This is a genomic window from Pollutimonas bauzanensis (assembly GCF_040393045.1).
GTDB classification, from domain to species: Bacteria; Pseudomonadota; Gammaproteobacteria; order Burkholderiales; family Burkholderiaceae_B; genus Pollutimonas; species Pollutimonas bauzanensis_A.
The window spans coordinates 15,130-37,870 of the sequence record NZ_JBEBUX010000021.1 but is presented as its reverse complement, the minus strand read 5'-3'; the positions used below and the strand labels follow the sequence as shown (position 1 = coordinate 37,870).

At 56.3% G+C, this 22,741-nt stretch carries 25 protein-coding genes; 8 read left to right on the top strand and 17 right to left on the bottom strand.

The window, feature by feature from the left end:
* Window positions 1-92: 92 nt before the first annotated feature.
* From ABWO67_RS05400 to ABWO67_RS05385, 4 genes are read right to left on the bottom strand one after another with little or no spacing between them, the layout of a single operon-like run.
* A complete protein-coding gene (locus ABWO67_RS05400; RefSeq protein WP_353148623.1) occupies window positions 93-1,334 on the bottom strand; it encodes an ABC transporter substrate-binding protein in 1,242 nt (413 codons plus the stop codon).
* A 31-nt stretch (window positions 1,335-1,365) separates the two neighbouring features.
* A complete protein-coding gene (locus ABWO67_RS05395; protein WP_353148620.1) occupies window positions 1,366-2,139 on the bottom strand; it encodes an SDR family oxidoreductase in 774 nt (257 codons plus the stop codon).
* A gap of 8 nt (window positions 2,140-2,147) precedes the next feature.
* Complete coding sequence (locus ABWO67_RS05390; protein WP_353148617.1) at window positions 2,148-2,975, bottom strand: enoyl-CoA hydratase/isomerase family protein; 828 nt, start codon at window positions 2,973-2,975, stop codon at window positions 2,148-2,150.
* Window positions 2,976-2,987: 12 nt separating this feature from the next.
* Complete coding sequence (locus ABWO67_RS05385; protein WP_353148614.1) at window positions 2,988-4,523, bottom strand: class I adenylate-forming enzyme family protein; 1,536 nt, start codon at window positions 4,521-4,523, stop codon at window positions 2,988-2,990.
* Between the two features lie 162 nt (window positions 4,524-4,685).
* Here ABWO67_RS05385 and ABWO67_RS05380 point away from each other — a divergent pair, with 162 nt between their 5' ends.
* A complete protein-coding gene (locus ABWO67_RS05380) occupies window positions 4,686-5,444 on the top strand; it encodes an IclR family transcriptional regulator (protein WP_353148611.1) in 759 nt (252 codons plus the stop codon).
* A 34-nt stretch (window positions 5,445-5,478) separates the two neighbouring features.
* Here the strand turns inward: ABWO67_RS05380 and ABWO67_RS05375 are convergent, their stop codons facing one another.
* Window positions 5,479-6,018 (bottom strand): MgtC/SapB family protein, encoded by a 540-nt coding sequence (locus ABWO67_RS05375; protein WP_353148608.1) that lies wholly within the window; start codon window positions 6,016-6,018, stop codon window positions 5,479-5,481.
* A gap of 73 nt (window positions 6,019-6,091) precedes the next feature.
* Between ABWO67_RS05375 and ABWO67_RS05370 the strand changes: the two genes are divergently transcribed.
* From ABWO67_RS05370 to ABWO67_RS05350, 5 genes are read left to right on the top strand one after another with little or no spacing between them, the layout of a single operon-like run.
* Window positions 6,092-6,283 carry a YqaE/Pmp3 family membrane protein gene (locus ABWO67_RS05370; RefSeq protein ID WP_353148605.1) on the top strand — a complete coding sequence of 64 codons (192 nt, stop codon included), beginning with the start codon at window positions 6,092-6,094 and terminating at the stop codon, window positions 6,281-6,283.
* A 6-nt stretch (window positions 6,284-6,289) separates the two neighbouring features.
* Window positions 6,290-7,825 carry an ABC transporter ATP-binding protein gene (locus tag ABWO67_RS05365; protein WP_353148602.1) on the top strand — a complete coding sequence of 512 codons (1,536 nt, stop codon included), beginning with the start codon at window positions 6,290-6,292 and terminating at the stop codon, window positions 7,823-7,825.
* Complete coding sequence (locus ABWO67_RS05360) at window positions 7,818-8,879, top strand: ABC transporter permease (RefSeq protein WP_353148599.1); 1,062 nt, start codon at window positions 7,818-7,820, stop codon at window positions 8,877-8,879. Before ABWO67_RS05365 ends, ABWO67_RS05360 begins: the two co-directional genes overlap by 8 nt.
* Window positions 8,879-9,796, top strand: coding sequence for an ABC transporter permease (locus ABWO67_RS05355; protein ID WP_353148596.1), 918 nt, complete (start codon window positions 8,879-8,881; stop codon window positions 9,794-9,796). The genes ABWO67_RS05360 and ABWO67_RS05355 overlap by 1 nt, the downstream gene beginning before the upstream one ends.
* A gap of 8 nt (window positions 9,797-9,804) precedes the next feature.
* Window positions 9,805-10,896, top strand: coding sequence for a BMP family ABC transporter substrate-binding protein (locus ABWO67_RS05350; protein ID WP_353148593.1), 1,092 nt, complete (start codon window positions 9,805-9,807; stop codon window positions 10,894-10,896).
* Window positions 10,897-10,972: 76 nt separating this feature from the next.
* On the opposite strand, the gene ABWO67_RS05345 is transcribed toward ABWO67_RS05350, so the two are convergent.
* From ABWO67_RS05345 to ABWO67_RS05335, 3 genes are read right to left on the bottom strand one after another with little or no spacing between them, the layout of a single operon-like run.
* Entirely contained in the window at window positions 10,973-11,980 is a 1,008-nt protein-coding gene (locus ABWO67_RS05345; RefSeq protein ID WP_353148590.1) for an aldo/keto reductase, read from the bottom strand.
* A 16-nt stretch (window positions 11,981-11,996) separates the two neighbouring features.
* Window positions 11,997-13,406 carry an MATE family efflux transporter gene (locus ABWO67_RS05340; protein ID WP_353148587.1) on the bottom strand — a complete coding sequence of 470 codons (1,410 nt, stop codon included), beginning with the start codon at window positions 13,404-13,406 and terminating at the stop codon, window positions 11,997-11,999.
* Window positions 13,407-13,451: 45 nt separating this feature from the next.
* Window positions 13,452-13,889 carry a PaaI family thioesterase gene (locus ABWO67_RS05335; protein ID WP_353148584.1) on the bottom strand — a complete coding sequence of 146 codons (438 nt, stop codon included), beginning with the start codon at window positions 13,887-13,889 and terminating at the stop codon, window positions 13,452-13,454.
* Between the two features lie 130 nt (window positions 13,890-14,019).
* Between ABWO67_RS05335 and ABWO67_RS05330 the strand changes: the two genes are divergently transcribed.
* A complete protein-coding gene (locus ABWO67_RS05330) occupies window positions 14,020-14,415 on the top strand; it encodes a DUF2946 family protein (RefSeq protein ID WP_353148581.1) in 396 nt (131 codons plus the stop codon).
* A gap of 56 nt (window positions 14,416-14,471) precedes the next feature.
* Window positions 14,472-15,053: a copper chaperone PCu(A)C gene (locus ABWO67_RS05325; RefSeq protein WP_353148578.1), complete on the top strand. Its 582-nt coding sequence runs from the start codon at window positions 14,472-14,474 to the stop codon at window positions 15,051-15,053.
* A 3-nt stretch (window positions 15,054-15,056) separates the two neighbouring features.
* Here the strand turns inward: ABWO67_RS05325 and ABWO67_RS05320 are convergent, their stop codons facing one another.
* The 9 genes from ABWO67_RS05320 to tolQ form a co-directional block, all read right to left on the bottom strand.
* On the bottom strand, window positions 15,057-15,881 hold the full coding sequence (locus ABWO67_RS05320; RefSeq protein WP_353148575.1) for an alpha/beta fold hydrolase: 825 nt from the start codon (window positions 15,879-15,881) through the stop codon (window positions 15,057-15,059).
* An 8-nt stretch (window positions 15,882-15,889) separates the two neighbouring features.
* The gene (locus ABWO67_RS05315; RefSeq protein WP_353148572.1) at window positions 15,890-16,687 is read right to left on the bottom strand and encodes an ABC transporter ATP-binding protein; all 798 of its coding nucleotides are present in this window, start codon (window positions 16,685-16,687) and stop codon (window positions 15,890-15,892) included.
* A gap of 3 nt (window positions 16,688-16,690) precedes the next feature.
* Window positions 16,691-17,737, bottom strand: a complete 1,047-nt coding sequence (locus ABWO67_RS05310) for a FecCD family ABC transporter permease (protein WP_353148569.1) — start codon at window positions 17,735-17,737, stop codon at window positions 16,691-16,693.
* A complete protein-coding gene (gene ybgF, locus ABWO67_RS05305) occupies window positions 17,737-18,429 on the bottom strand; it encodes a tol-pal system protein YbgF (RefSeq protein ID WP_353148566.1) in 693 nt (230 codons plus the stop codon). Before ybgF ends, ABWO67_RS05310 begins: the two co-directional genes overlap by 1 nt.
* Before the next feature lie 72 nt (window positions 18,430-18,501).
* Window positions 18,502-19,002, bottom strand: coding sequence for a peptidoglycan-associated lipoprotein Pal (pal, locus tag ABWO67_RS05300; protein WP_353148563.1), 501 nt, complete (start codon window positions 19,000-19,002; stop codon window positions 18,502-18,504).
* A 34-nt stretch (window positions 19,003-19,036) separates the two neighbouring features.
* The gene (tolB, locus tag ABWO67_RS05295; RefSeq protein WP_353148560.1) at window positions 19,037-20,347 is read right to left on the bottom strand and encodes a Tol-Pal system beta propeller repeat protein TolB; all 1,311 of its coding nucleotides are present in this window, start codon (window positions 20,345-20,347) and stop codon (window positions 19,037-19,039) included.
* A gap of 15 nt (window positions 20,348-20,362) precedes the next feature.
* Window positions 20,363-21,574 (bottom strand): cell envelope integrity protein TolA, encoded by a 1,212-nt coding sequence (gene tolA / locus ABWO67_RS05290; RefSeq protein ID WP_353148557.1) that lies wholly within the window; start codon window positions 21,572-21,574, stop codon window positions 20,363-20,365.
* Between the two features lie 48 nt (window positions 21,575-21,622).
* A complete protein-coding gene (gene tolR, locus ABWO67_RS05285) occupies window positions 21,623-22,066 on the bottom strand; it encodes a protein TolR (protein ID WP_353148554.1) in 444 nt (147 codons plus the stop codon).
* Complete coding sequence (gene tolQ, locus ABWO67_RS05280) at window positions 22,066-22,740, bottom strand: protein TolQ (protein WP_353148551.1); 675 nt, start codon at window positions 22,738-22,740, stop codon at window positions 22,066-22,068. Before tolQ ends, tolR begins: the two co-directional genes overlap by 1 nt.
* Window position 22,741: the final 1 nt, after the last annotated feature.

Genomic DNA, 22,741 nt, shown 5'->3' with positions numbered 1-22,741 from the left:
AGGCCAGGCCGACGATGACAGGGCTAACTGGCCTTCCTCCCAAGCCCTGCCTTGAATCTGGTTTGAATGCCGGCTTGGCTTAAAGGGCTAGATCAGCTCTTGGGTTTCCCAGATGCTTGCTTCAACAATGGGCAGGCGGAATCTTCGATAGGCATGAAAGCTTCGGAGCCTGGAATGGTAGCGAGTATTTTGTAGTAATCCCAAGGGTACTTGGATTCCTCAGGGGTTTTGACCTGAGCTAAATACATGTCATGAACCATGCGGCCGTCTTCGCGGATTGTTCCGTTTTGGGTAAAGAAATCGTTTATTTTTGTGGATTTCATTTTTGCCATGACGGCTGCGGTATCGTCCGTGCCAGCGGCTTGAATTGAACGCAAATAATGAAGTGTGGAAGAGTAGTTTGCGGCTTGTATAGCAGTTGGCATCTTCTTCGTTTTCTCAAAGAAGCGGCGAGACCATTTGCGTGCTTCATCGTTAAGGTCCCAATAAAAGCCGGCGGTCAGCAGCAGGCCTTGCGCTTGCTCCAATCCTACTCCATGTATGTCGGTGATGAATACGGCGAGTCCGGCCAGATTTTGTTCGGCTGGGTTAATGCCGAATTCGCGGGCGGCCTTGATGGAGTTGATGGTGTCTCCGCCACCGTTGGCCAATCCTATGATTTTTGCTTTTGAAGATTTGGCGCTAAAAATAAACGACGATAAATCATTGGCATTGAATGGGTGGCGTGCATTCCCAACGACCTTCCCGCCGCTCTTGGTTACTACCGCGGTGACATCACGTTCGATTTGCTGTCCGAAGGCATAGTCAGCGGTAAGGAAGAACCATGTGTCGCCACCGTTTTTGACAATGGCCTTAGCCGCGCCATGCGCCATCGCGTAAGTATCCCAAGCATAATGAATGCTGTTGGGCGTGCAGTTTTCATTGGTAAGGCGCGTAGTCCCCGCGCCGTTGATGATGGCGATGCGATTCTTTTCTTTTGCAATATCAACGGCAGCCAGCGCCGCGGCAGAGTTCGTCAAGTCGGTGATCATGTCCACCTTGTCGATGTCGAACCATGTTCGTGCGGTGCCGGATGAAACATCGGCCTTGCTGTGGTGATCCGCTGACAGCACCTCAATGGGTTTATCCAGTACTTTTCCGCCAAAATCTTCGACGGCCATTTTTACTGCCGTGACCGACCCAGAGCCGGATAAATCTGACAAGGCGCTGCTCATGTCGGTAATGACGCCAATGCGCACCACATCATCAGATATCCCAGCCGCGCGAGATTGAGCGACCGAGGCCAAAGACAATGCAGTTAACGCAAATGCTACGGGTTTACGAATGGATATCATGATGTCTCCTTTATAGGTATAGGTATGTATTTCAAGTAACGCTCTTGGTCAGTCCTCCGTCGATGCAAATGTTCTGGCCGGTAATGTAGGCGGCATGACGTGAGGCAAGAAAGGCGCACATGGCGCCAAAGTCATTGGCAGTGCCCAAGCGTTGCATGGGTATCGTGGCTGCCATTTGTTCACGTACGCTGGCTTCGCTCATTTGCAAGCGTCTCGACCGATCGGCAATAACGCGCTGCAGCGCGCCTGTATCCATTAGTCCCGGCAATAGTCCATTAATGGTTATGCCATCTGCGGCGACTTCGCGAGCCAAGGCCCCCATGGCGCCTGTGAGCCCGATGCGAAGGCTATTGGACAGCGCCATATTGGGGTAGAGCTCTTTCACGACAAACGACGTGATATTGATGATGCGGCCAAATTGTTGCGCACGCATATGTGGCAGCATGGCCCTGACTATTTCCAACGGGCCAAGGACATTGGTTTCGTAGCTGTCTCGCCAAAGCTTTGCATTGGTTTCCTCGAACGCTGCGGCCGGAGGCCCACCCGCATTGGTCACAATAATGCTGGGGAGATCCAGCTTGTGAAGCCTATCGATCAACGCATTGCGACTATCCTCGTCGCCAACGTCGCCAGCGATGAATACGCCGTCACGCAGCAAGGCCGCAGCATTTGCTCCGTGCTCGGCGTTACGGCCATTGATGATCACTTTTACGCCTGCGTCGCTTAGCGCTTGGGCACATGACCATCCCAGGCCTCTCGTGCCGCCCAGCACGAGCGCGGTGCAACCCTTTATGCCAAGGTCCATATCGTTTCCTAGAGTGGGCAGGATGGGTCAAAGTTGGGGGTGCGTCGATCGCGCAGCGAGGCGATGCCCTCGTGAACGTCAGGACCGGAAAACCCCATGAATTCCAGTGCCAGAGAGGCGTCGAATGTGGGTCCCGCCAATCGAAGCCAGTTGTTCAGCGCATACTTGGTCCAGCGGATGGCTGTTTGTGAGCCTTGCGCCAGCCGTTGCGCGACTTCAAATGCCTTGGGTACCAGGTCCGCCTCGTCAACGGCAAGGGAAACGAGCCCAATGCGTTCGGCTTCTTCGCCGGACACTGCTTCGCATAACAGCAGGTAGTATTTAGCTTTGGCCATTCCGCAAAGTAACGGCCAGACAATGGCCGCATGATCACCGGCGGCGACCCCTAGCCGTGTATGGCCGTCAATGATGCGGGCATTTTTGGCTGCGATTGATACGTCGGCCAACAGACCAGCGACCAGGCCTGCGCCTACTGCTGGTCCGTGCATGGCCGAAACCACAGGCTTTGAACAATTGATCACGTTATAGACCAGGTCGCGTGCTTCGCGCCAAACCCGTGTTCGGACATTGAAATCATTGGCCATATCCTCGACCAGGGAAAGGTCGCCGCCGGCAGAAAAGCCTTTACCTTCCCCGCGAATGATGGCTACGCGGGTGTCCGGATCTTTATCGATATCAGTCCAAATCGTGGATAGCTCGCGGTGCAGATTGTGATCAGCCGTGGACAGTTTCTTATTCGCGCTCTGCGAGGCGCCCATGATGACTTCCAGAATACCGTGGTCATGGTGCTTTAGGGTTAAAGACTTATAGTGGTCGTAACGCGAAGAGGTGGTCATGAAATATCCTTGTTAAATTTTCTTTCTGTTTTGCCAATATGGTTCTTTCAGCAGGTTTTTTTGTATTTTTCCAATAGGTGTTTTTGGAAAGCTTTCTACAAATTTCACCAACCGGGGCCGTTTCAGCCTGGCCAGTTTGGCCGCGCATTGTTCGATGACAATGTCTTCGCTAAGGGTATGGCCCGGTTTGAGCAAGAGGTAGGCAGCGGGCACTTCGCCCCATTTCTCGTCGGGGATGCCGAATACGGCGCACTCCGCAACTTCTGTCAGTTGATAAATCACATCTTCGATTTCTTTCGGGTAGACATTCTCACCGCCGGAAATGAGCATGTCCTTGGCACGGTCGATGAGCGTAATAAAACCGTCTGCATCAACGACGCCAATGTCGCCGGTCAGTCCCCAGCCTCCGCCTAGCTTGAAAAAATCGGCAGTCTGTTCAGGTTCGTTGTAATAACCGAGCATCAGGTTGTCGCCACGAGAGGCGACTTCGCCCATTTCGCCTACCGCAGCTGGTGAGCCGTCAGCGCGGAACACCGCCACATCAACGTTGTAGGGTTGCCGTCCCACACTACCCAGTTTTTCAGGCAAAAAGTACCAAGGCAATGCTGCGATCACGCCAACTTCGGATTGACCGTATATTTGGGTTAACCGCAGTTGGGGAAGACGCGTTAACAGTTCTGTCTGGACCCAATTGGGCATAGGGGCGCCTGCAACTGAAAGCTTTGTCCAGCTGGCCAGTTTGTTGCTGTCGAGGCCAGGCCAAGTCGCCAGCGTATTGGCTTGGGTAGGCACCATGAAAGTGGCTGTGATGTTTTCAGCCTCTACGGCATTTATGAAATTTTCCGCTGACCAGGGGGTTATGAAAACCGTCGTAGCACCCGCCAGGATTGCAGGTTGAAACATGATGTTTAGCGCTGCCACGTGGAATAGGGGTGTCACAATCGCCACGACGTCACGCGGTTCGATGGCCTCTTCGACCATAACCGTATGTGCCGTGATATCCCTGGCTCGATGGCTTGCCAGCACGCCTTTCGGACGCCCGGTAGTGCCACCGGTATAGGTCATGCAAAACGGGTCGCGCTCATCAAGTGGTACATCTGGTTCGGTTGTCGGGCTGTTCTGTATAAAACTGCCTAGTGGCGTCGCATCCAGCGCATCGGTCTGCCCGATGACAATGTAGTGACTAATTTGCGGGCATGTTTCCGTGATGGCGGCAACCTTGTCCGCCAATGCGCTGTCAAAAATCAGTACTTCTGTATCTGATTTATTAAGCGTCCATGCCAGTTCGGGCGGCGCGTACAAAATCGACACGTTGTTAAGAATGTAGCCAGTTCGCGCGACGCCGAAGAACACCTCTGCATATTCCAGCAAATTGCGCGAAAGCATGGATACCTTGGTTCCCTTGGGAAGCCCCAGGCCCAATAGTGCGTTGGCAAATTTGTTGGACCGCGCATCCAGTTCCGAGTACGTCAAGGTTTCCCTTTTGTCCGGGCCGCGGAAAATGACGGCCGGCTTTTTAGGGAAACGTTGCGCTGAACGGCGAAGCATGTCTCCAGTAAGCATTAGATTGCCTTTTCTGAAATATAGAAATTATTTTCGCTAATCATAAACTTTGGTTTTGCCGGGTGTCAATGGATTGCCCGAAAGCTTGGGCATGCGGTACAGTCGCAGTCTTCAGTTCGGGGTAAAAAAACAGCAGGGATACAAAAAATGATTAAGCATACGCAGGCGGGGGTGCAGTCTGTAGAGAATGGTCTCGATCTCATGTTGATCTTGGCGCACAATCGACGCCCTATGAAAATCACCGATATTGCTGAAAAAGCGAACGTCACTCCCAGTAAGGCGCACCGCTATCTCGTCAGTTTCATGCGTACGGGATTTGTGACTCAGGATCTGGAAACCGGCTTGTACGGCATGGGGCCTGTTGCGTTGGAATTCAGCCTGTCGTGCCTGGCCACCATCGAGCCTATTTCCCTGGCAAGTAAAGAAGCCGAGCATTTATGTCTTGAGGTTGGGCATACCGTTGCGCTGTCGGTATGGGGAAGCTTTGGTCCCACAGTAGTGCGATGGGAGCAGCCGGACAGACCCATCATGGTGAATGTAGGTTTAGGTTCTGTATTTCCGCTTTATCGCTCCGCCACCGGACGGGTTTTTGCCGCCTTCATGAATCCGGAAGTGATAAAAACATACCTGGATTCAGCGGCCGAGCTTGACCGTACTGGTGGCGTCAAAGAGACGATTGAGCAAGTAAGAAAACGTGGGGCAGCGCGTGCCGAGGGAGATTTTATGAACGGCATGAGCGCCTTTGCAGCACCGGTTTTCGATGCCCGGGGCCGATTGCTTTTGGTGATGACGGTTTTAGATTACAAGGCAAATTTTGATCACCGCTGGAATGGCGATGTGTTGAAAGCCCTTCGGGCGTCCGCTGATCGTGTATCTAAGGCTTTGGGATACGTCGGCGGTTCTTAATATGCAAAGTCAAGGCCGCAGCTAGGCTGCCTTACTATTTTTCTTGCTCCGATACGGTATTCGTTTGCTCGGCTTCAGTTTCAGTTTCAGGTTCGGTGTCGATACTGCTTTCCATACGCCCGACTATGGCCAGAATGAATAAAACGGCCAGGGTGCTGACGACTGCAGTGGCTTCGCGGCCCATACCGGCCGCTATGCCGATGGCGGCTGCGACCCAGATACTGGCCGCGGTGGTCAAGCCTTTGACCTTGGCATGATCATTGAATTTGATGATGGCGCCCGCGCCCAGGAAACCGATGCCTGCGATAATGCCTTGCAATACCCGGCTGGTGTCGGCCACGGACATGCCGCTTTGCAGCGGCACAAGTATGAATATGGCCGCGCCCAGGGAGACCAGCATATGTGTACGCAGGCCGGCCGCCTTGCCCCGTAATTCGCGTTCGTAGCCGATGGCGGCACCCAACAGAACAGCCATGGTTAGCCTCAGCACAATCCGGGTGGCTTCCTTGATATCCGGGATGTCAGAGAATTCGAGGGTGATCGTGGTCCAGATACTATTAGCAATATCTATCATTTTTTGGCAGCCTCGCTGTGCGCAGAGGGTAGAATAGCAGCCTCTGAAAATTTACCACTACAGGTTTTGAATTATGCGACTGATTATTGCGCTTTTATTGCCTTGGCTTACCTTTTTTACTATTGGGCGTCCTATTGCGGGTATCGTCTGCTTGATTTTGCAAATTACGATCGTTGGCTGGCTGCCGGCCACCATTTGGGCTGTGTATGCATTAAGCCAGTATAAAACTGACAAGAAAATTGAAAAGGCATTGCAGCAGCGTTAGTGCGTCATGAAGACTCGTCTCGCACTCAAGCAAATTACCAAGCAATATCCTGCGGTTATCGCTAACGATAGCGTTGACCTGACGGTCTTGCCTGGCGAAATTCATGCCGTGCTGGGCGAGAATGGGGCGGGCAAGTCCACCCTGATGAAGATCATCTACGGGGTTTCCAAGCCTGACAGCGGAAAAATATTCTGGAACGACCAGGAAATGCCTATCGCCAACCCGGCCTCGGCCAGGCAATTGGGCATAGGTATGGTGTTTCAGCATTTTTCGCTTTTCGATACCTTGACCGTTGCCGAGAATATTGCGCTGGGCCTGCCTGCCGATACGCGACTGGCCGAACTCGAGCGCCGTATCGCCGATACCGCCCGACAATATGGTCTTGAGCTCGAACCGCAACGGCACGTACATACCTTGTCGGTCGGAGAACGCCAGCGCGTGGAAATCGTACGAGCGCTGTTGGGTCGTCCTCAGTTGTTGATACTCGACGAACCTACCTCCGTGCTGACACCGCAAGCCGTGGGCACGTTGTTCGAAACCTTGCGCAAGCTTGCCGCCGAAGGCTGCAGCATTCTTTATATCAGCCATAAGCTGGACGAAATTCGGGCCTTGTGCCATACCTGCACCGTCATGCGTGGCGGCAAGGTCACTGGCGTTTGCGACCCCCGCCAGGAAACCGAGGCCAGTCTGTCGCGCCTCATGATAGGTGCGGAACCGCCTGCGATTACGCATAGGGAGCGCCAGCCCGGCAAGACAATGCTGGCGGCGCGGGGGCTGTCCCTGGAAAAAGCACACCCGTTTGCGACGGCGCTGGACAATATCGACTTCGATGTCAGGGCAGGTGAAATCCTGGGGGTGGCTGGGGTCTCGGGCAATGGCCAGCAGGAATTGCTGGCCGTATTGTCGGGCGAGGACACCCGTGCGGCGCGTGGCGCCATCATGCTTGAGGACGCTGGCATAGGAAAGCGTCCGGCGGCATGGCGGCGCGCTCACGGTATTGCTTTTGTGCCTGAAGAAAGGCTGGGGCGCGGCGCGGTTCCCGAGTTGTCGCTGGCGGAAAATATATTGTTGTCCCATCAAACCCGGGCCACGGTGAATAAAGGCTTTATAAAAAATCGCGCCATACAGGGGTTGGCAACCGATATCATTCGGCGCTTCAAGGTCAAGGCGCCGGGTTCCTATGCGCAGGCAGAAAGCCTTTCGGGTGGCAATTTGCAAAAATACATTATCGGTCGCGAGGTTGCACGCAAGCCCAAAGTGCTGCTGGTAGCGCAACCCACGTGGGGCGTCGACGTCGGCGCGGCCGCCCAGATACGTCTGGAACTTCTCGCCTTGCGGGACGCCGGCTGCGCTGTCCTGGTCGTTTCCGAAGAGCTGGACGAACTGTTCGAAATATCCGATAGATTGGTCGTGCTGGCAAAGGGAAAAATGTCGCCGTCCATACCCACATCGCAGGCCAGCCTGGACCTCATCGGACAATGGATGAGTGGTTTATGGGACGGCGCCGGCAAGGCGCCCACTGCAGAGGCTGTACATGTTTAGGCTGGAACCGCGGGCAGTCCCGTCAGTATGGATGTCATGGTTTTCGCCGGTGCTGGCGGTGCTGCTGACCATGGCCTGCGGGGCCTTCCTGTTTTTGGCCGTCGGCAAAGACCCATTGGCCAGCCTGGCGGTATTTTTTATTGAACCCATCAAAGACTTGCGGGGCTGGTCGGAAGTGGGTGTCAAAGTTGCGCCCCTGCTGCTCATTTCGGTCGGGCTGGCCATGTGTTTTCGCGCCAATGTTTTCAATATCGGCGCCGAGGGCCAGTTGGTGATCGGCGCTATTACCTCTGGCGCTGTGATTCTGTATTTCGATGACGATACCAATGGTGGCTTTTGGCTGATTACCTTGGCGCTGTTCGCGGGTGTCGCAGGCGGAATGTTGTGGGCCGCCATTACCGCCTGGCTGCGCGATCGGTTCAATGCCAATGAAATTCTGGTATCGCTGATGCTGGTGTATGTGGCCGAGCTGCTGCTCAGCTATCTGGTGCATGGCGCCTTAATTGATCCTGATGGCTTCGGCTTTCCTCAATCCCGGCTGTTTTCCGACGGCTTTCTCCTGCCCATGGTGTTGCCGGGTACGCGTTTGCACATAGGCATCGTGCTGGCGTTGCTGGCGGCGCTGTTGGGCTGGCTGTACCTGTCACGCAGTTTTTCGGGTTTCAAGCTGCGCGTGGGCGGGTTGGCTCCGCTCGCAGCACGCTATGCCGGGTTCTCTTCACGCCGTTCTTTATGGACCTGTCTGCTGGTGTCAGGCGGACTTGCCGGTTTGGCTGGAGCTAGCGAGATCATGGGGCCGATAGGCCAGCTGACGCCTTCGGTTTCCCCGGGATATGGCTTTGCGGCCATTATCGTGGCGTTCGTAGGCCGTTTGCATCCTATCGGGGTCATCTTTTCCAGCTTTGTCATGGCCTTGCTGTATATAGGCGGGGAGCTCGCCCAAAGTCGTTTGGGCATGCCTAGCGCCATTACCGGGATATTCCAGGGGATACTCCTGTTTTCGCTGCTGGCCTGCGACGTGCTGATTCACAATAAACTGCGCTGGAGAAAATAATGGATGCCCTTGCGCCGCTGATCGCTTCTTCCATTATTGCAGGCACCCCACTGATGCTGGCTGCCTTGGGCCTGTTGGTCAATGAAAAGTCGGGCGTAATCAATTTGGGGTCTGAAGGGATGATGCTGGTGGCCGCGGTCACGGGCTTTGCGGTTGCCATCGATACCGGCAGCACTGCCCTGGGCTTTCTGGCCGGCGCCGGCGCAGGTATGGCCTTAGCCGGATTTTTTTCCTGGTTGACGCTATGGCTGGGGGCGAATCAGGTCGCCACGGGGCTGGCATTATCCTTGTTTGGGACAGGCGCTTCTGCCTATTTGGGCATCAGCTATGTCGGCAATACCTTGCAGGCAGGCAAGTTCGGTATTCCAGTCCTTGAGAACATACCGTTCTTCGGCGCAGCGCTGTTTCAGCACCATCCCATGGTGTATGTGTCGCTGGCGCTTTGCGGCGTCATTGCCTGGGTTCTGAGCCGCACGCGCACTGGCCTCATCTTGCGTGCGGTGGGCGAGTCGCCTGCGTCGGCGCACTCATTGGGGTATAACGTGCGCCGTATCCGGTTGGGGGCGCTACTGTTTGGCGGGGCGTGCTGCGGTTTGGCCGGCGCTTTCATGTCGCTGGTATACACACCCATGTGGGTAGAGGGCATGGTGGCCGGACGCGGCTGGATTGCCCTGGCCCTGACGACTTTTGCCACCTGGCGGCCGGTGCGTGTGTTGATAGGGGCTTATTTGTTTGGTGGAATCACCATTCTTACCTATCATATGCAAGCCCTCGGCGTGCCGATAGCCTCACAATTATTATCCATGCTGCCGTATCTTGCGACGATTCTGGTGCTGGTTCTGATTTCACGAAACGCAAGCTGGATCAGGCTGAACATGCCTGCTTCACTAGGCAAAAACTTTAACCCGAATAGCTAAGGATCATCATGTCTGGAAAATTCATTCGCAACGCCTTGTGCGCAGCGGCGGTAGTGCCCGTCTTGGCCTTGTCTTCCGTTGCCGCGGCAGCCGGCGACGAGCCGCTGAAGGTCGGTTTTGTTTACGTCAGCCCTATCGGCGAAGCCGGCTGGACATGGCAGCAAGACTTGGGCCGTAAGGCCATGGAAAAAGCGTTGGGTGACAAGGTCAAGACGCAATATGTGGAAGATGTGCCGGAAGGGGCTGATGCCGAGCGTGTCATTCGCGACCTGGCTCAGCAGGGCAACAAGCTTATCTTTACCACGTCTTTTGGGTTCATGAATCCGACGCTCAAGGTCGCCAAACAGTTCCCGGATGTGAAGTTCGTGCACTCCACCGGCTACAAGACAGCGCCGAACGTCGCCACCACCAATGCGCGCTTCTACGAAGCCCGCTATCTGGCCGGCATCATCGCCGGGAAAATGACCAAGACCAACGTGGCGGGCTATGTCGGCGCGTTCCCCATTCCCGAAGTCCTGCAGGGTATCAACGCCTTTACCCGTGGCATGCGCAGCGTCAATCCCAATGCCGAAGTACGCGTTATATGGGCGAATAGCTGGTTTGATCCAGGCAAGGAACGCGATGCCGCGCTGGCACTGATTGGCCAGGGCGCCGATGTGGTGACCCATCATACCGATTCGACAGCCACAGTGCAGGCCGCCGAGGAAAAGGGCAAGTATGCGGTCGCCTATCATTCCGACATGAGCAAGTTCGGCCCGAACGCGCAACTGGCGGCCGTAACGCATCATTGGGATGCCTACTTCACCAAAGAAGCTAACGACGTCTTGAACGGAACATGGAAGTCGGACAGTACCTGGGGCGGTATCAAGCAAGGCATGGCGGCCCTTGAAGGCTTCGGTCCGGCCGTACCTGACGACGTAAAGAAACTGGTTGCCGAGAAGCAGGCGGAAATCGTTGCCGGCACGCTGGCTCCTTTTGCCGGTCCTATTACCGACAATCAGGGCAAAGTGCAATTGGCATCAGGGGTGCTGGATGACGCGGGTCTGAACAAGATGAATTATTACGTTCAGGGCGTAGCCGGCAAGCTGCCTACGAAGTAATGGTTGGGGCTGATTGATTCGGCCCCTTCGTTGTTTGAAACCGGCTTCTTTATTGTCGAAGCCGGTACCTGCGGTATCAGCCTTGCGTCGTTCTGCCAAAAAACGGATAGCTGGGGTCGTTGTACCCGGCTGTTGACGCGTGCCCCGGCGTGACCAGGCTGTCTACCAAGGCTTCCTCTTCCGCCGAAATTGCCAGATCCACCGCCGGGTAATAGTCTTCCATTTGCGCCAATGTCCGTGGCCCTGCAATAACAGCGCTGATGTGTCGATTGGCTAACACCCATGCTGTTGCAAAATGCGCAAGCTTGATGCCTCGCGCCTTGCAATGCTCCAACAGCGTCTGGGCGATGACCAGGGACTCTTCCCGAAACTCCGTTTCAAGTATGCGTTTGTCCCCGCGCGCCGCGCGGCTTCCCTGAGCGGGCGCCTGGCCCGGTAGATACTTGCCCGTCAGTACGCCGCGCGCTATCGGGCTATACGGTACGACGCCCAGCCCATAATGACCGCAGGCCGGCAGAATTTCTACTTCAGGCTGGCGATTGAGCAGGTTGTAGTAAGGCTGGCACACCACCGGCTGCGGTACATTCGCCTTTTCGCACAGGCGAATGATTTCGGCAATACGCCAGCCCCTGAAGTTGGACACGCCAAAGGCCCTGATCTTGCCAGACTGGATCAGGTCGCCCATCGTGCGCACGGCTTCGTCCAGGTTCTCGTCCTGGAAATCACGATGCATATACAAGATATCGATATGGTCCGTGCCCAGGCGCCGCAAGCTGTTTTCCACTTCGCGCAAGATCCAGTTGCGCGAATAGTGCGATTGATTGGGCGTTTTGCTCATGGCATTGCCCAGCTTGGTTGCAAGCACCCAGTCGTGACGGCTATCGCCCAATACTTTGCCCACCATTTCTTCGGAGCCGCCTTTAGTGTAAACATCGGCCGTGTCAATGAAGTTGACGCCATGCTCGCGCGCTGACGCCACGATATTTTGCGCCTCGTCGAGTTCGGTCTGGTCACCGAACATCATTGTCCCCAGGCACAGGGATGAAACCTTCAAATTGCTGCTGCCCAAGCGTCGGTAGTTCATGATTTTCCTTGTTGCGTTAAGGCTTCGCGCCGATGAAATACAGTGAGTGATGCCGGATCCGCGTTAACCAGCGGCTGGTCAACAGAACGGCTACTATCGTCAAGCCGGTTGCCAGCCCCAGCCATACACCGACGCCGCCCCAGCCCACCACAAAAGCCAGAAACGCGCCGATAGGGACCCCTAATACCCAATAGCCTAGCATGGCAAACAGCATGGGTATACGTGTGTCATGCAAGCCGCGCAGCATGCCCGCGCAGACCGCCTGGGCGCCATCGGCAAGCTGAAATAAAGCGGCAAAGGCAAGAAATTGCACAGCCAGGGCTGCTACTTCCTGGTTGGCTGGCAAGCTGGCGTCCAGAAAAAATCCTATCAGGGTGTTTGGCGCAATCCACATAACCAGCGCGGCAATGGCCATGAAACCTACGCCCATGCCGTAAGCCGTCCATCCTGCCCTTCGTATACCCTGGGGTTGCCCCCGACCTGCCGCCAGTCCGACCCGGATCGTAGCGACTTGTCCGAACCCCAGCGGCACCATGAAAGAAATGGAGGCGATCTGCATGGCTATTGCATGGGCGGCCAGCGCCGTGGTGCCAATGATGCCCATCATGATCACGGCCGCATAGAAAACCAGTGTCTCCAGTGTGAAAGTGACTGCGATAGGCAGTCCAAGTCGCCATAGTTCTGACAGCCGTGTGAAATCAGCGTGCCACAAATTTCCCAGCAAATGATAACGGCGAAAACGTCGGTGCCGTTTCAGGACCAGTGCAAGGCCAATAAACATCATGGTGCTGGAGCAGGTACTGGCAATGCCTGCACCGGCCAGTCCCAGAGCAGGGAAGCCCCAGTGTCCGAAAATCAACAACCAGCCTGCCAGGGCATTGAAGGCAATTGCCGACCCGGCAACGAGCAAGGTCCAGGCAGGCTTTTCCATGGCGGCCAGGAAAGAGCGTAGAACGATATACCCCAGATATGGCAGTAGCGCCCATTGCAGGGTATGCATGAACTCGACGGATTTGGCGGCCAATACGGGATCTTGTCCCATAGCGACCAGGATGGCTTCCGCATGCCAGAGTATGGTCCAGGCCGGCAGGCAGATAAGGATTGCCGTCCATAGCCCTTGGCGCACCGTGCGTCGGACCTCGCGCACGGCATTGCGGCGCTTGCCTAGCGTGGTGGCCAGCATCGGGATGGTGGCCGATACAAGCCCCATGCTGAAGATCATGAAGGTATGGTAAAGGCTTGCCGCCAACGATCCAGCAGCCAGCGCATCGGCGCCCAACCGACCTATGTAGATGATGTCGGTGGTCAGCAACGCTATCTGAGCAAGATTGGTCAGGATCAGCGGCCATCCCAGCCGTAGGGATGCACGCGCCTCGGGTAGCCAGGCCTGCCAGGCGTTCGCCTTGTGATGGTTGAGTTGACTCATGCTTGCCGAGGGAAAGAATTAATACGCCGCTTGTTCCGTCAAGGGTCAGGTATTACGCGGCAAGGACCATGTGCTGATCGCTTGTGCCACGGGATCACCGCCGGCGGCGGGTACAAGCAGTACGTCGCCGCTAACCAGGCGGCCGGTTTTAAGGATGCTGGCGTGGGCCAGGATGCCGCCAGGGGGCGCGCCTCGCAGAAAGTTGATGCTCAGGCTGGCGGTGACAGCCTGCGTGTTCCCGGTGGCGCCCACAACGGCCGCATACAGCGCCAGATCGGCCAGGCCCATTAGCATGGGGCCGGCGATAATTCCGCCAAGACGCTGGTGCGAACTGCGGTCCGGCAGGCGCAATACGGCTGTCCCGAATCCAATGTCGACAACCTCGATTTCCAGTACCGATGCAAACGGATGTTGGTCTGCCAGCAATTGATTGAAATCGGCGACGGTAATGCGGGAAGACGTATTTTTCTGAGTAGGTTTCATGGTCTGTAAAGAAGATGAGTAGGGCGTCCGAGGCTTTTTCAGCTAGTGTGCCACAAGACTCAGGATTGCGAACAATCAAGGGTCGGGTTGGGGGGCCGTAGTACACTGCTTTGCCATGGACAGGCGCATTTTGTTTTCGCTTTTGGGATCTCGCTGGCGCACCCTTACGGGTGTGCTGTTGCTGGTGTTCCTGCTGCGCGCCATGATTCCTGTTGGCTATATGCCAGCATCGGTACAGTCCGGCAAGCTGGGGATGACCTTATGCATTACGGGGCTGTCCGCCAATGTTGTAAAAATACTGGATCTCGACAAGTCTCAAGCCCATGCCGAACCGCAAGCGCTGGATTGCGCTTTTGGGTCAGCCATTGGCCAGACAGCATTGCTGTTTTTCGGGACAGTACTGTTTATTATTGCGGCTTTCGATAATGCGCGCCCGATTGCCTGGCGTGTGGCCATCCACGCCTTCCAACTGGTGGTGCGCGGGCCGCCCTTGGGTTCGCGGGCGCCGCCCGCTTTGCTGCCCTAGCCGGAAGGCCAGAAATACATACTCAGTATATAGACACACAGCATTCTAGGAACATCATGAAAAACACACTTATTGCCAGCTTGATGGCTGTCGGCAGCATGGCGCTTGCATTGTCGGCTCATGCCGGAACAAACCTGGCAGCCGCCGGCCAGCCCGCAATCTTGGTTGCCCATGCCGGGCATGACCACGGCAAGACTGGCCCCGACCATAGAGCACAGGGTGGCGCTCACGACGTAAGTCATGCCAAGATGTCGACGACCATAACGGTTTCAAGCTGCTGGATACGTGCCGTGCCGGCGCCAGCGCCTTCGGCCGGTTATTTTGTCGTAAAGAACGGGGCCAGCAAAGACGTCAAATTGCAAGGTGCGTCTTCGGCCGCTTACGGCATGATCATGTTGCACCAGACCACACAGCAAGACGGCATGAGCAAAATGTCTGCAACCCATGACGTTGTCATTCCCGCCGCAGGCCAGCTGGAATTCAAGCCCGGCAGCTATCATGCCATGCTTGAAAAGCCTGCCAAGGCCGCTGTCATTGGTAGCAAGGTCAACATGGACTTCTTGTTCGACACTGGCGAGAAAGCGACGGCTGAATGCGAGGTCAAGCCTGCAAACACCATGGCTCCAATGTCGCATTAATGGTTAGCTGGCGGCGTGTGCCGCCAGAAAATCCTTTACTTCCTGGTTGAACGCTTTAGGATTCGCCAGGTTCATGCCATGCGACGCCAGCGGTATCGTAATGCGTAGAGCCTGCTCAAAAGTGTTTGCCAGGATGTCTATCCGATTGCCATACCGGGCCGGGCTGTTGGCCCCGCCTACAAGCAATATTGGGCATTGCAATTGCCTGGCTTGCTCCAGGTTGATACCCGGGTTCGCTTCCTCGGCTTGCGACAGCAGTGTGTAGGCGTTGTCGGTCACCATGGTCTTGAACCAGCCCACCATTTGCCGCCATGTGCCGGCCCCATTCACTGCATCGATAAATCCGGCCAAGGCCTGTTCGACTTCGCCGCGTTCCAGCAGCGCAGCCACATTTTCTATCGGAAAAGGATAGCCGGCGGCTTCATAGGTAAAGCGAAAGCCAGGATCGGCCAGGACAAGGCTGCGAACGAGATCCGGCGCTGCACAGGCTAAAGCCATTGCAACTTGCGCCCCTCGCGAATGCCCGAGTACGTGAATAGGTTGCCCATCGCCCAACTGGCGGCTAAAGGCAACCATGTCATTCGTATGTTGTTCGATATTGAAAGCACTGTCCCTGCCCGTGAGAGCGGTCGGCCAGAAGCCGCGCAGGCTGGGCGCTACGACCCTATATTGCTGGCTTAGCGCGGGCAATTGCCAGCGCCAGTACCGGTAGTCACAAAGCGAGCCGTGTATCAATAGCAAGATTTCGCCGTTGCCCGCTTCGGTGTAGTGAATAGGGTAGTCTTCGATATCGGCGGTGTATTGGGCGAGGGTGTGAGTAGACAACATGGAAGCACTCAGAGTTGTATCAGGTCGTCGACGACAACGTTGGAATAGCCGGGCCCGCTGCATTCAAGACGCGCCTTGACCAGAAATGCCTGTGCCAGGTTAGCGGGCGTAATCACGGTATGCGGCTCTCCGCTGGCCAGCAAGGCGCCATCGTGCAATAACAGAGCGAAGTTGGCATAACGCAATGCAATGTTCAGGTCGTGCAGGACGATAATAATCAACAGGCCACGTGTACGCGCCAGGGTCTGCAGCAATTGCATTACATGGTGCTGATAATTCAGATCCAGTGAAGCCAAGGGTTCATCCAGCAGCAACACCGTGGGCTCGTGCACCAGGGCCTGAGCCAGGGCGACCAATTGTTTCTGGCCGCCCGAAAGTTCATCCAGATACTGTGCGCCCAGGTGGCCGATGCCCAGGTCGTCCAGGATCGCTGCCACCTTCGACAGGGCAGTGGTGGTATTGACCGCCGCTCGCGCCTTGAGCGCCACCAGGACGGCCTCTGTCGCTGTCAGGTGGACGAAGTCGGGCAGGCTTTGCGGCAAGAAGCGCATTTTCTCCGCTCGTGTACGGGCGGTAAGCGGCGTCAAGTTAATGTTGTCCAGCATCAGGGCGTCTGCGCGAGCCGGCGCCAGCCCTGCGATACTTCTGAGTAATGTCGATTTACCGCTACCGTTGCGGCCCAGCAGTGCCGTCAACTGTCCGCCATGCAGCGATGGTAGTGTCACGGCGTTCAGCACCTGATTGGCGCCCAGTGTGCATGACAGGCCGCGCACTTCAAGCAGGGTATTGGCAGATTCCAGTGTCATGGCTTATTGCACTGTGCGCCGCATCAGCGCGATGATGAAAAAAGGTATGCCCACGAGCGTGGTAACGATGCCGACGGGTATGATGATATGGCTGCTGATCAGTTTTGCGACGACCGACGCACAGATAAGGATGGCGCTGCCTATGCAGGCGCTGGCGGGCAGGTACCACCTATGGTCCTCACCCCAAAGCTTGCGGGCGATATGCGGCGCGATCAGCCCTATAAAGCCGATAACCCCTACTAGCGAGACCGCAAGCGCGGCCAGGACGCTGACACGCAACAGGGCGCCGCGTCGAATGCGCCTGGCATCCACTCCAAAGCTGGCCGCACGGTCATCGCCGAACCGCAAAGCGGTCAATTGCCAGGCGTTGCGTAAGGCAAACGGCAAGACCGCAAGCAAGGCGGCGGTCATCATGCCCAGCTTGGTCCAGTCACTGCGCTCCAGGCTTCCCATCATCCAGAAGACAAGGTCCTGCAGTGCGGCGGCGTTGGCCAGCAGCTGTACCAGCGAGAGCAGGGCGTTGAAGGTAAATACCAAGGCAATGCCGAACAATACGATACCTGCAGTACCGATACGGGCCTGGCGGGCGACGGCGTCCAGCAGCAAAGTGCAAAGCAATGCCAGGATAAAAGCGTTCAGCACTAATGTGTACTGCACGGGTATGAAAGGCAAGTGCCAATTGAACACCAGGGTCAGGGCGGCGCCCAGGGCTGCTGCGGACGATACCCCCAGTGTGAAAGGGCTCGCCAGCGGGTTATTGAGCACTGTTTGCATTTCAGCCCCGGCCAGCCCCAACGAGGCGCCCACTGCCACGGCCATCAGGGCCTGTGGCAGTCGTATCTGCCACACAATGGCTTCCAGGGTGGGGTCGGCGGAGGGACCATCCAGCAAGGTTTGCCAAAGGGCGGTCCATTGCAGATTAGCTGGTCCCAGCGCCAGATCGACGCATACCAGGATAAAGATGGCGGCCAGCAATAGCGTCAGGAAACGCTTTCTTTGACGCCAGGCACGCTCGTAGGCAATGGTGCTGGCCTGCGCCCCTGCCGGCATTACTGCAGGAGCTTGAGGCGGCTCTTGGCTGTTTCCGCCGCCGAGGCCTGAGGATAATCCTTGACGATTTTTTGCAGGCTGGCTTTGGCGCCGGCCATGTCGTTGAGCTCGATCTGGCTGGCTGCGATGACAAGCAGCGCATCAGGGGCGCGAGGATCATCAGGCGCCGCTTTGATCATGCCTTGCAGGCCTTGAATCGAACCCTTGAAATCTTTGCTGGCGTATAAGCTGCTGCCGCGATAAAAGCGGGCTTCAGGAATCAGGGTGCTGGTTGGATAGGTTTGAATGAAAGTGGCTAGAGATCCTGCCGCTTCTTTGTATTTTCCGCTGCGGAACAGCCCCATCGACGCGTCGTAGGCAGCTTGTTCCTGAGGGTCGGAAACCTGGGTGGACGCCGTGCCGCCAGACTGATCTTCAGTCGAGCGTTTTTCCATTTCCGCTTGCCAGCTCAGTTTTTCCATCTGCCCGCGCATGCTGGCCATTTCATGCTGCATGGTTTCCAGTTGATCAGCCAGCTGCATGCGGGCTTGCCTATTCTGTTCGTTGATCTGTTTGATCTGTTCGCGTAGTTCGAGAATCGCGCGGCGGGCCTCGTCGTCGGAAAAGGCTAGCGCCGGCGCGGCAAACATGGCCGATAAAGACAGAGCCGTTGCCAGTACAGTGGCGCGCAAGGGCAGGGAATAAACGCTCATTTTGGTGTTCCGTTCAAATAAAAACGCCGCGGCGGAATGCCGCCACGGCGTTACAGTCTAAGTGATCAGATATTAGCGCTGATACACAATATCTGCACGACGGTTTTCAGCGTAGTCGGCTTCGGTGCTGCCCATGGCTTTGGGCTTTTCCTTGCCGAAGCTGATAGCTTCGATCTGGTTGCTGTTGACGCCCAGCAGGGTCATCATACGCGCAACCGCGTCGGAGCGGCGCTGGCCCAAGGCCAGATTATATTCCGATCCGCCACGAGCATCGGCGTTGCCTTCGATGCGAATTTTTTGCTGACCGTGCCCCGTGAGGTACGTGGAGTGCATTTCGACCAGGCTGCGGTATTGGTCAGGGACTGTGTAGCTGTTGAAATCGAAATAGACCGAACGCTGTTGAGCGAGCGGGCTTTGCGGATTAAACGGGTCCATGATTTGCCCCGAGCTGGCCGAATCCGAACCGCCTGTGCCAGTGCCTGTACCGGACTGGTCTAGGGGGACAGAGCTACATGCTGCCAACGTGGCAACAAAAGCGGCGATTGTGAGGCGTCTTGCGATGCGCGAGCTCATTTAAAGTTCCTTTGAAAAAGAGTCACACTGAAAATTAATTGGTAAATGGTCCCCAGGTGGGTTCACGTACTTTTCCGTTAAGTGCTGACAACGTTTGGCGGACTCGGCCATCAACAGAAGTAACAGCTAAAACGCTACGACCACCTTGTACAGAACTATAAAGGATTTGCATTCCGTTCGGTGCAAAACTTGGTGACTCGTCATCGGGTCCGGCGGTCAGTAATTGCTCCGATCCAGACCCCATGTTTTGTATTGCAATACGGAAAGCACCATCTCTGCGTGTAACGTACACCAGGTTATTGGCATCGGGGGATATCGCCGGTGAAATATTGTAACTGCCGTTGAAGGTGATGCGCTGTGCATCGCCGCCAGCGACCGGCACTTTATAAATGTGTGGGCTGCCGCCGCGATCGCTGGTGAAAACCAGCGAGCCGCCGTCAGGTGTGTAGTGCGGCTCAGTGTCGATCAGGGGAGAGCGCATCACTCGGCGCAGGCCCGATCCGTCTGCGTTGATGGTGTAAATTTGGGAAATGCCATCACGAGAAAGAACGATTGCCAACTGCTGTCCGTTAGGCGACCAGGCGGGGGCGCTATTGTTGCCTTTGAAGTTGGCAATCGGTACGCGTTGCCCGCTAGACAGGGTCTGTACATACACCACAGGCTTGTTGTCTTCGAAACTTACGTAGGCCAGACGCTTGCCATCTGGAGACCACGAAGGCGAAATGATGGACTGCTTTGAGCGCAACATAACTTGCGGATTTTGCCCGTCCGCGTCTGCAATTTGTAACTCATAGTTGTTGCCAGTTTGCAACACATAAGCGATGCGCGTGGAAAAGACACCGCGCACACCCGTGATTTTTTCGTAAATGCGATCGGCTATTTGGTGCGACATCCGGCGCAATTCTTTTTCGGTGCCGGCAAAGGCAACGCCGTCCAGCTGGGTCTTGCGTACTGAGTCGACCAGGCGATAGCTGATGTTGTATTGGCCACCCGATTGGGTGACCGAACCATAGGCCAGATAGTCCGCGCCTTTATTGCGCCATTCGTCGTAGGCGATGGTGCTTTCGGCGTTGAGGTTTGCGCCGGTGGCGTTGATCAGCTGGAATTGTCCGGAGCGTGTAAGGTCCGCACGGATGATTTCAGCAATTGCCTTGCCTTGTGCGTCGCCGGCGAAATCGGCCGTGGCAATAGGATATTGGGTGGCGCCAACTCCTGATATATCGACGCGCAATTGGGCGTCGGCTGGGCGGGCGGCCACAAGACTGACTGCCAGTACAAGCGTTCCGAAGGCCCATGCGCGCCAAGGGCTGGGCGCGGCAGTCTTGGCTGTAGCGACGTATGTCATATTCACTATCTCCTGTTAGTCGTACATTCGGTAATCGCCGTCGATATAGGACGGGTATTTGCCACTAGGCGGTTTGGGGAAAGGCGAGCATGCTTCAATTCCTTTTTTGACGGCGTCGTCAAAGTGGGAGTTGCCGGAAGAGCCTTTTACTAATACTTTTTCGACCTTGCCATCTGATGTGAGGTTTGCTCTGTATTGTACTGTCGGGTTGGATCGACCTTGACGCGGCGGGACATTGAAAATGACGCGCGGTCGTATGCAAGCCCTGACCTTCGAAGCGTAGCCGTTATCGGTTCCGCCGCCGCCGGACTGATTGCGGTCAGCGGTTCCGCCGGGAATGCCGGCCGCGCCCAGGGCGTCGCCGCGCATGGCAGCGCGTATCGCGTCACGCTTGGCAGCGGCCGCTTTGTCGGCGGCTGCTTTTTTAGCAGCATCTTCTTTGGCTTTCTTCTCGGCTGCGGCTTTCTTTTCAGCAGCGGCTTTTTTCTCTGCGGCAGCTTTTTCTTCGCTGGCTTTTTCTGCGGCTTCCTTGGCTTTCTTTTCGGCTACCGCTTTTTCAGCTGCTGCTTTTTGCGCGGCGGCGGCTTTGGCTTTTTGTTCGGCTTCGGCTTTTTCTGCCTGTTCTTTGGCACGCTGTTCGGCCGCAGCTTCTTCCCGGGCCTTCTTGGCAGCTTCTTGTTCAGCCTTCTTCTTTTCAATGGCGACTTTTTCAGCCGCAGCCTTCACAGCAGCAGCCTTTTCAGCAGCGGCTTTTTCCGCAGCAGCCTGCTCGGCAGCCGCTTTTTCAGCCTGTTCTTTTTGCTCGCGTTCTTTACGCGCCTTGTCGATGGCGATTTCTGGGTCTACTTCGGGCTGAGGCGGTGCTACTGGCGGCTCTTCAACGGGTGGAGGAGGCGGTTCGGGAGTTGGCTCTGGCTCGGGGGCCGGCTCAGGTTGTGGCGCGGGCTCAGGCTCGGGTTCAGGCTGGGTTTCCGGTTCAGTGGGCTGCTCTGCTTCATCAGGTGCGTCAGGCTCGGTTTCGGGCTCGGCTGCGGTGGGCGTCGTGCCGTCGGCCCAGAGTTCGACCTGTACCGGATTGGGGGTGCTGGGCGAAGCGATAAAGCCGAACACCATGAACAGAACCAGCACGGCATGTATCGAGATGGCGTAGATGAGCGCGCGCCGTTCATCGCGTTGTTCGGGAGTACGTTGCAGCGCTTTGCTGGAGGGATGTTGTTTTGGCTTCATCAAGTTGCGTAAGGTCGTCCTGTGCGTCGGCGCTAGGCGGCGCGACGCCTATTTTTTTAACGGTTCCGTGCTGGACTTCTGGTCCACCAGCAGTCCAAGCCGGGTAACGCCGCTGGTACGCAGCTCATCCATGACTTTCATGACCGTATCGTAAGGAACGCGCCCATCGGCGGCGATAATAACTGGGGTCTCGGCAGAAATACGTGACTTCACTGCTGATACCAAGTCCTGGCTGTTGATCTTTTCGAAGGTGGCGCCCGCGTCGCGTACGCGCAGCGAGATGGCGCCGTCTTCGGCAATTTCGACTTCCACGGGCTTGGCCGGGACCTCGGCCGCGCTGCCCACCGAGGGGAGTTCGATTAGCCCAGGTGTGATCATGGGCGCCGTCACCATAAAAATAACCAGCAGCACCAGCATGACGTCGATATATGGCACGACGTTGATATCGTTTTTCAGGCGGCGTGTGCGGCTGCTGCCGCGTGCGGATGGCATTAGCGCACCTGCCGTTGCAAAATATTAAGGAATTCGTCGATAAAACTATCGAAGCGAATGGACAGGCGGTCGATTTCGTTGGTGTAGCGGTTGTACGCCACTACCGCCGGGATGGCAGCGAACAGACCGATGGCCGTTGCAATCAAGGCCTCAGCAATGCCGGGCGCTACGGCGGAAAGGGTGGCTTGCTGCATGGATGACAGGCCGATAAAGGCGTGCATAATCCCCCAAACGGTGCCCAGCAGACCGATGTAAGGGCTGACAGAGCCCGCGGACGCCAGGAAGTTCAGGTGGGATTCCAGGCTATCCATTTCGCGTTGGTAGGTGGCGCGCATGGCACGGCGAGGGCCGTCCAGCATGGCTTCCCCGCCGCCGTTGTTGCGACGCGCCTTAACGAACTCGGTCATGCCTGCATCGAATATCCGGGCAAGCGCGCCATGTTCGGCGCGCCGTGTGGCAATGGCCTGCTGCAACACGGAAAGATCGCCGCCGGCCCAGAAGTCGTCTTCAAAACGGCGTGTTTGTCGATTGGCACGTTTGAGTGCCGCGCTTTTGCTGAAAATATAAGTCCAGGACAGGACCGAAATGCCCAGCAGCACCAGCATGACCAGTTGGACCGGGATGCTGGCATCAATCAGTAAGGTAAACAGCGACAGGTCGCTAGAGGCTTGCATG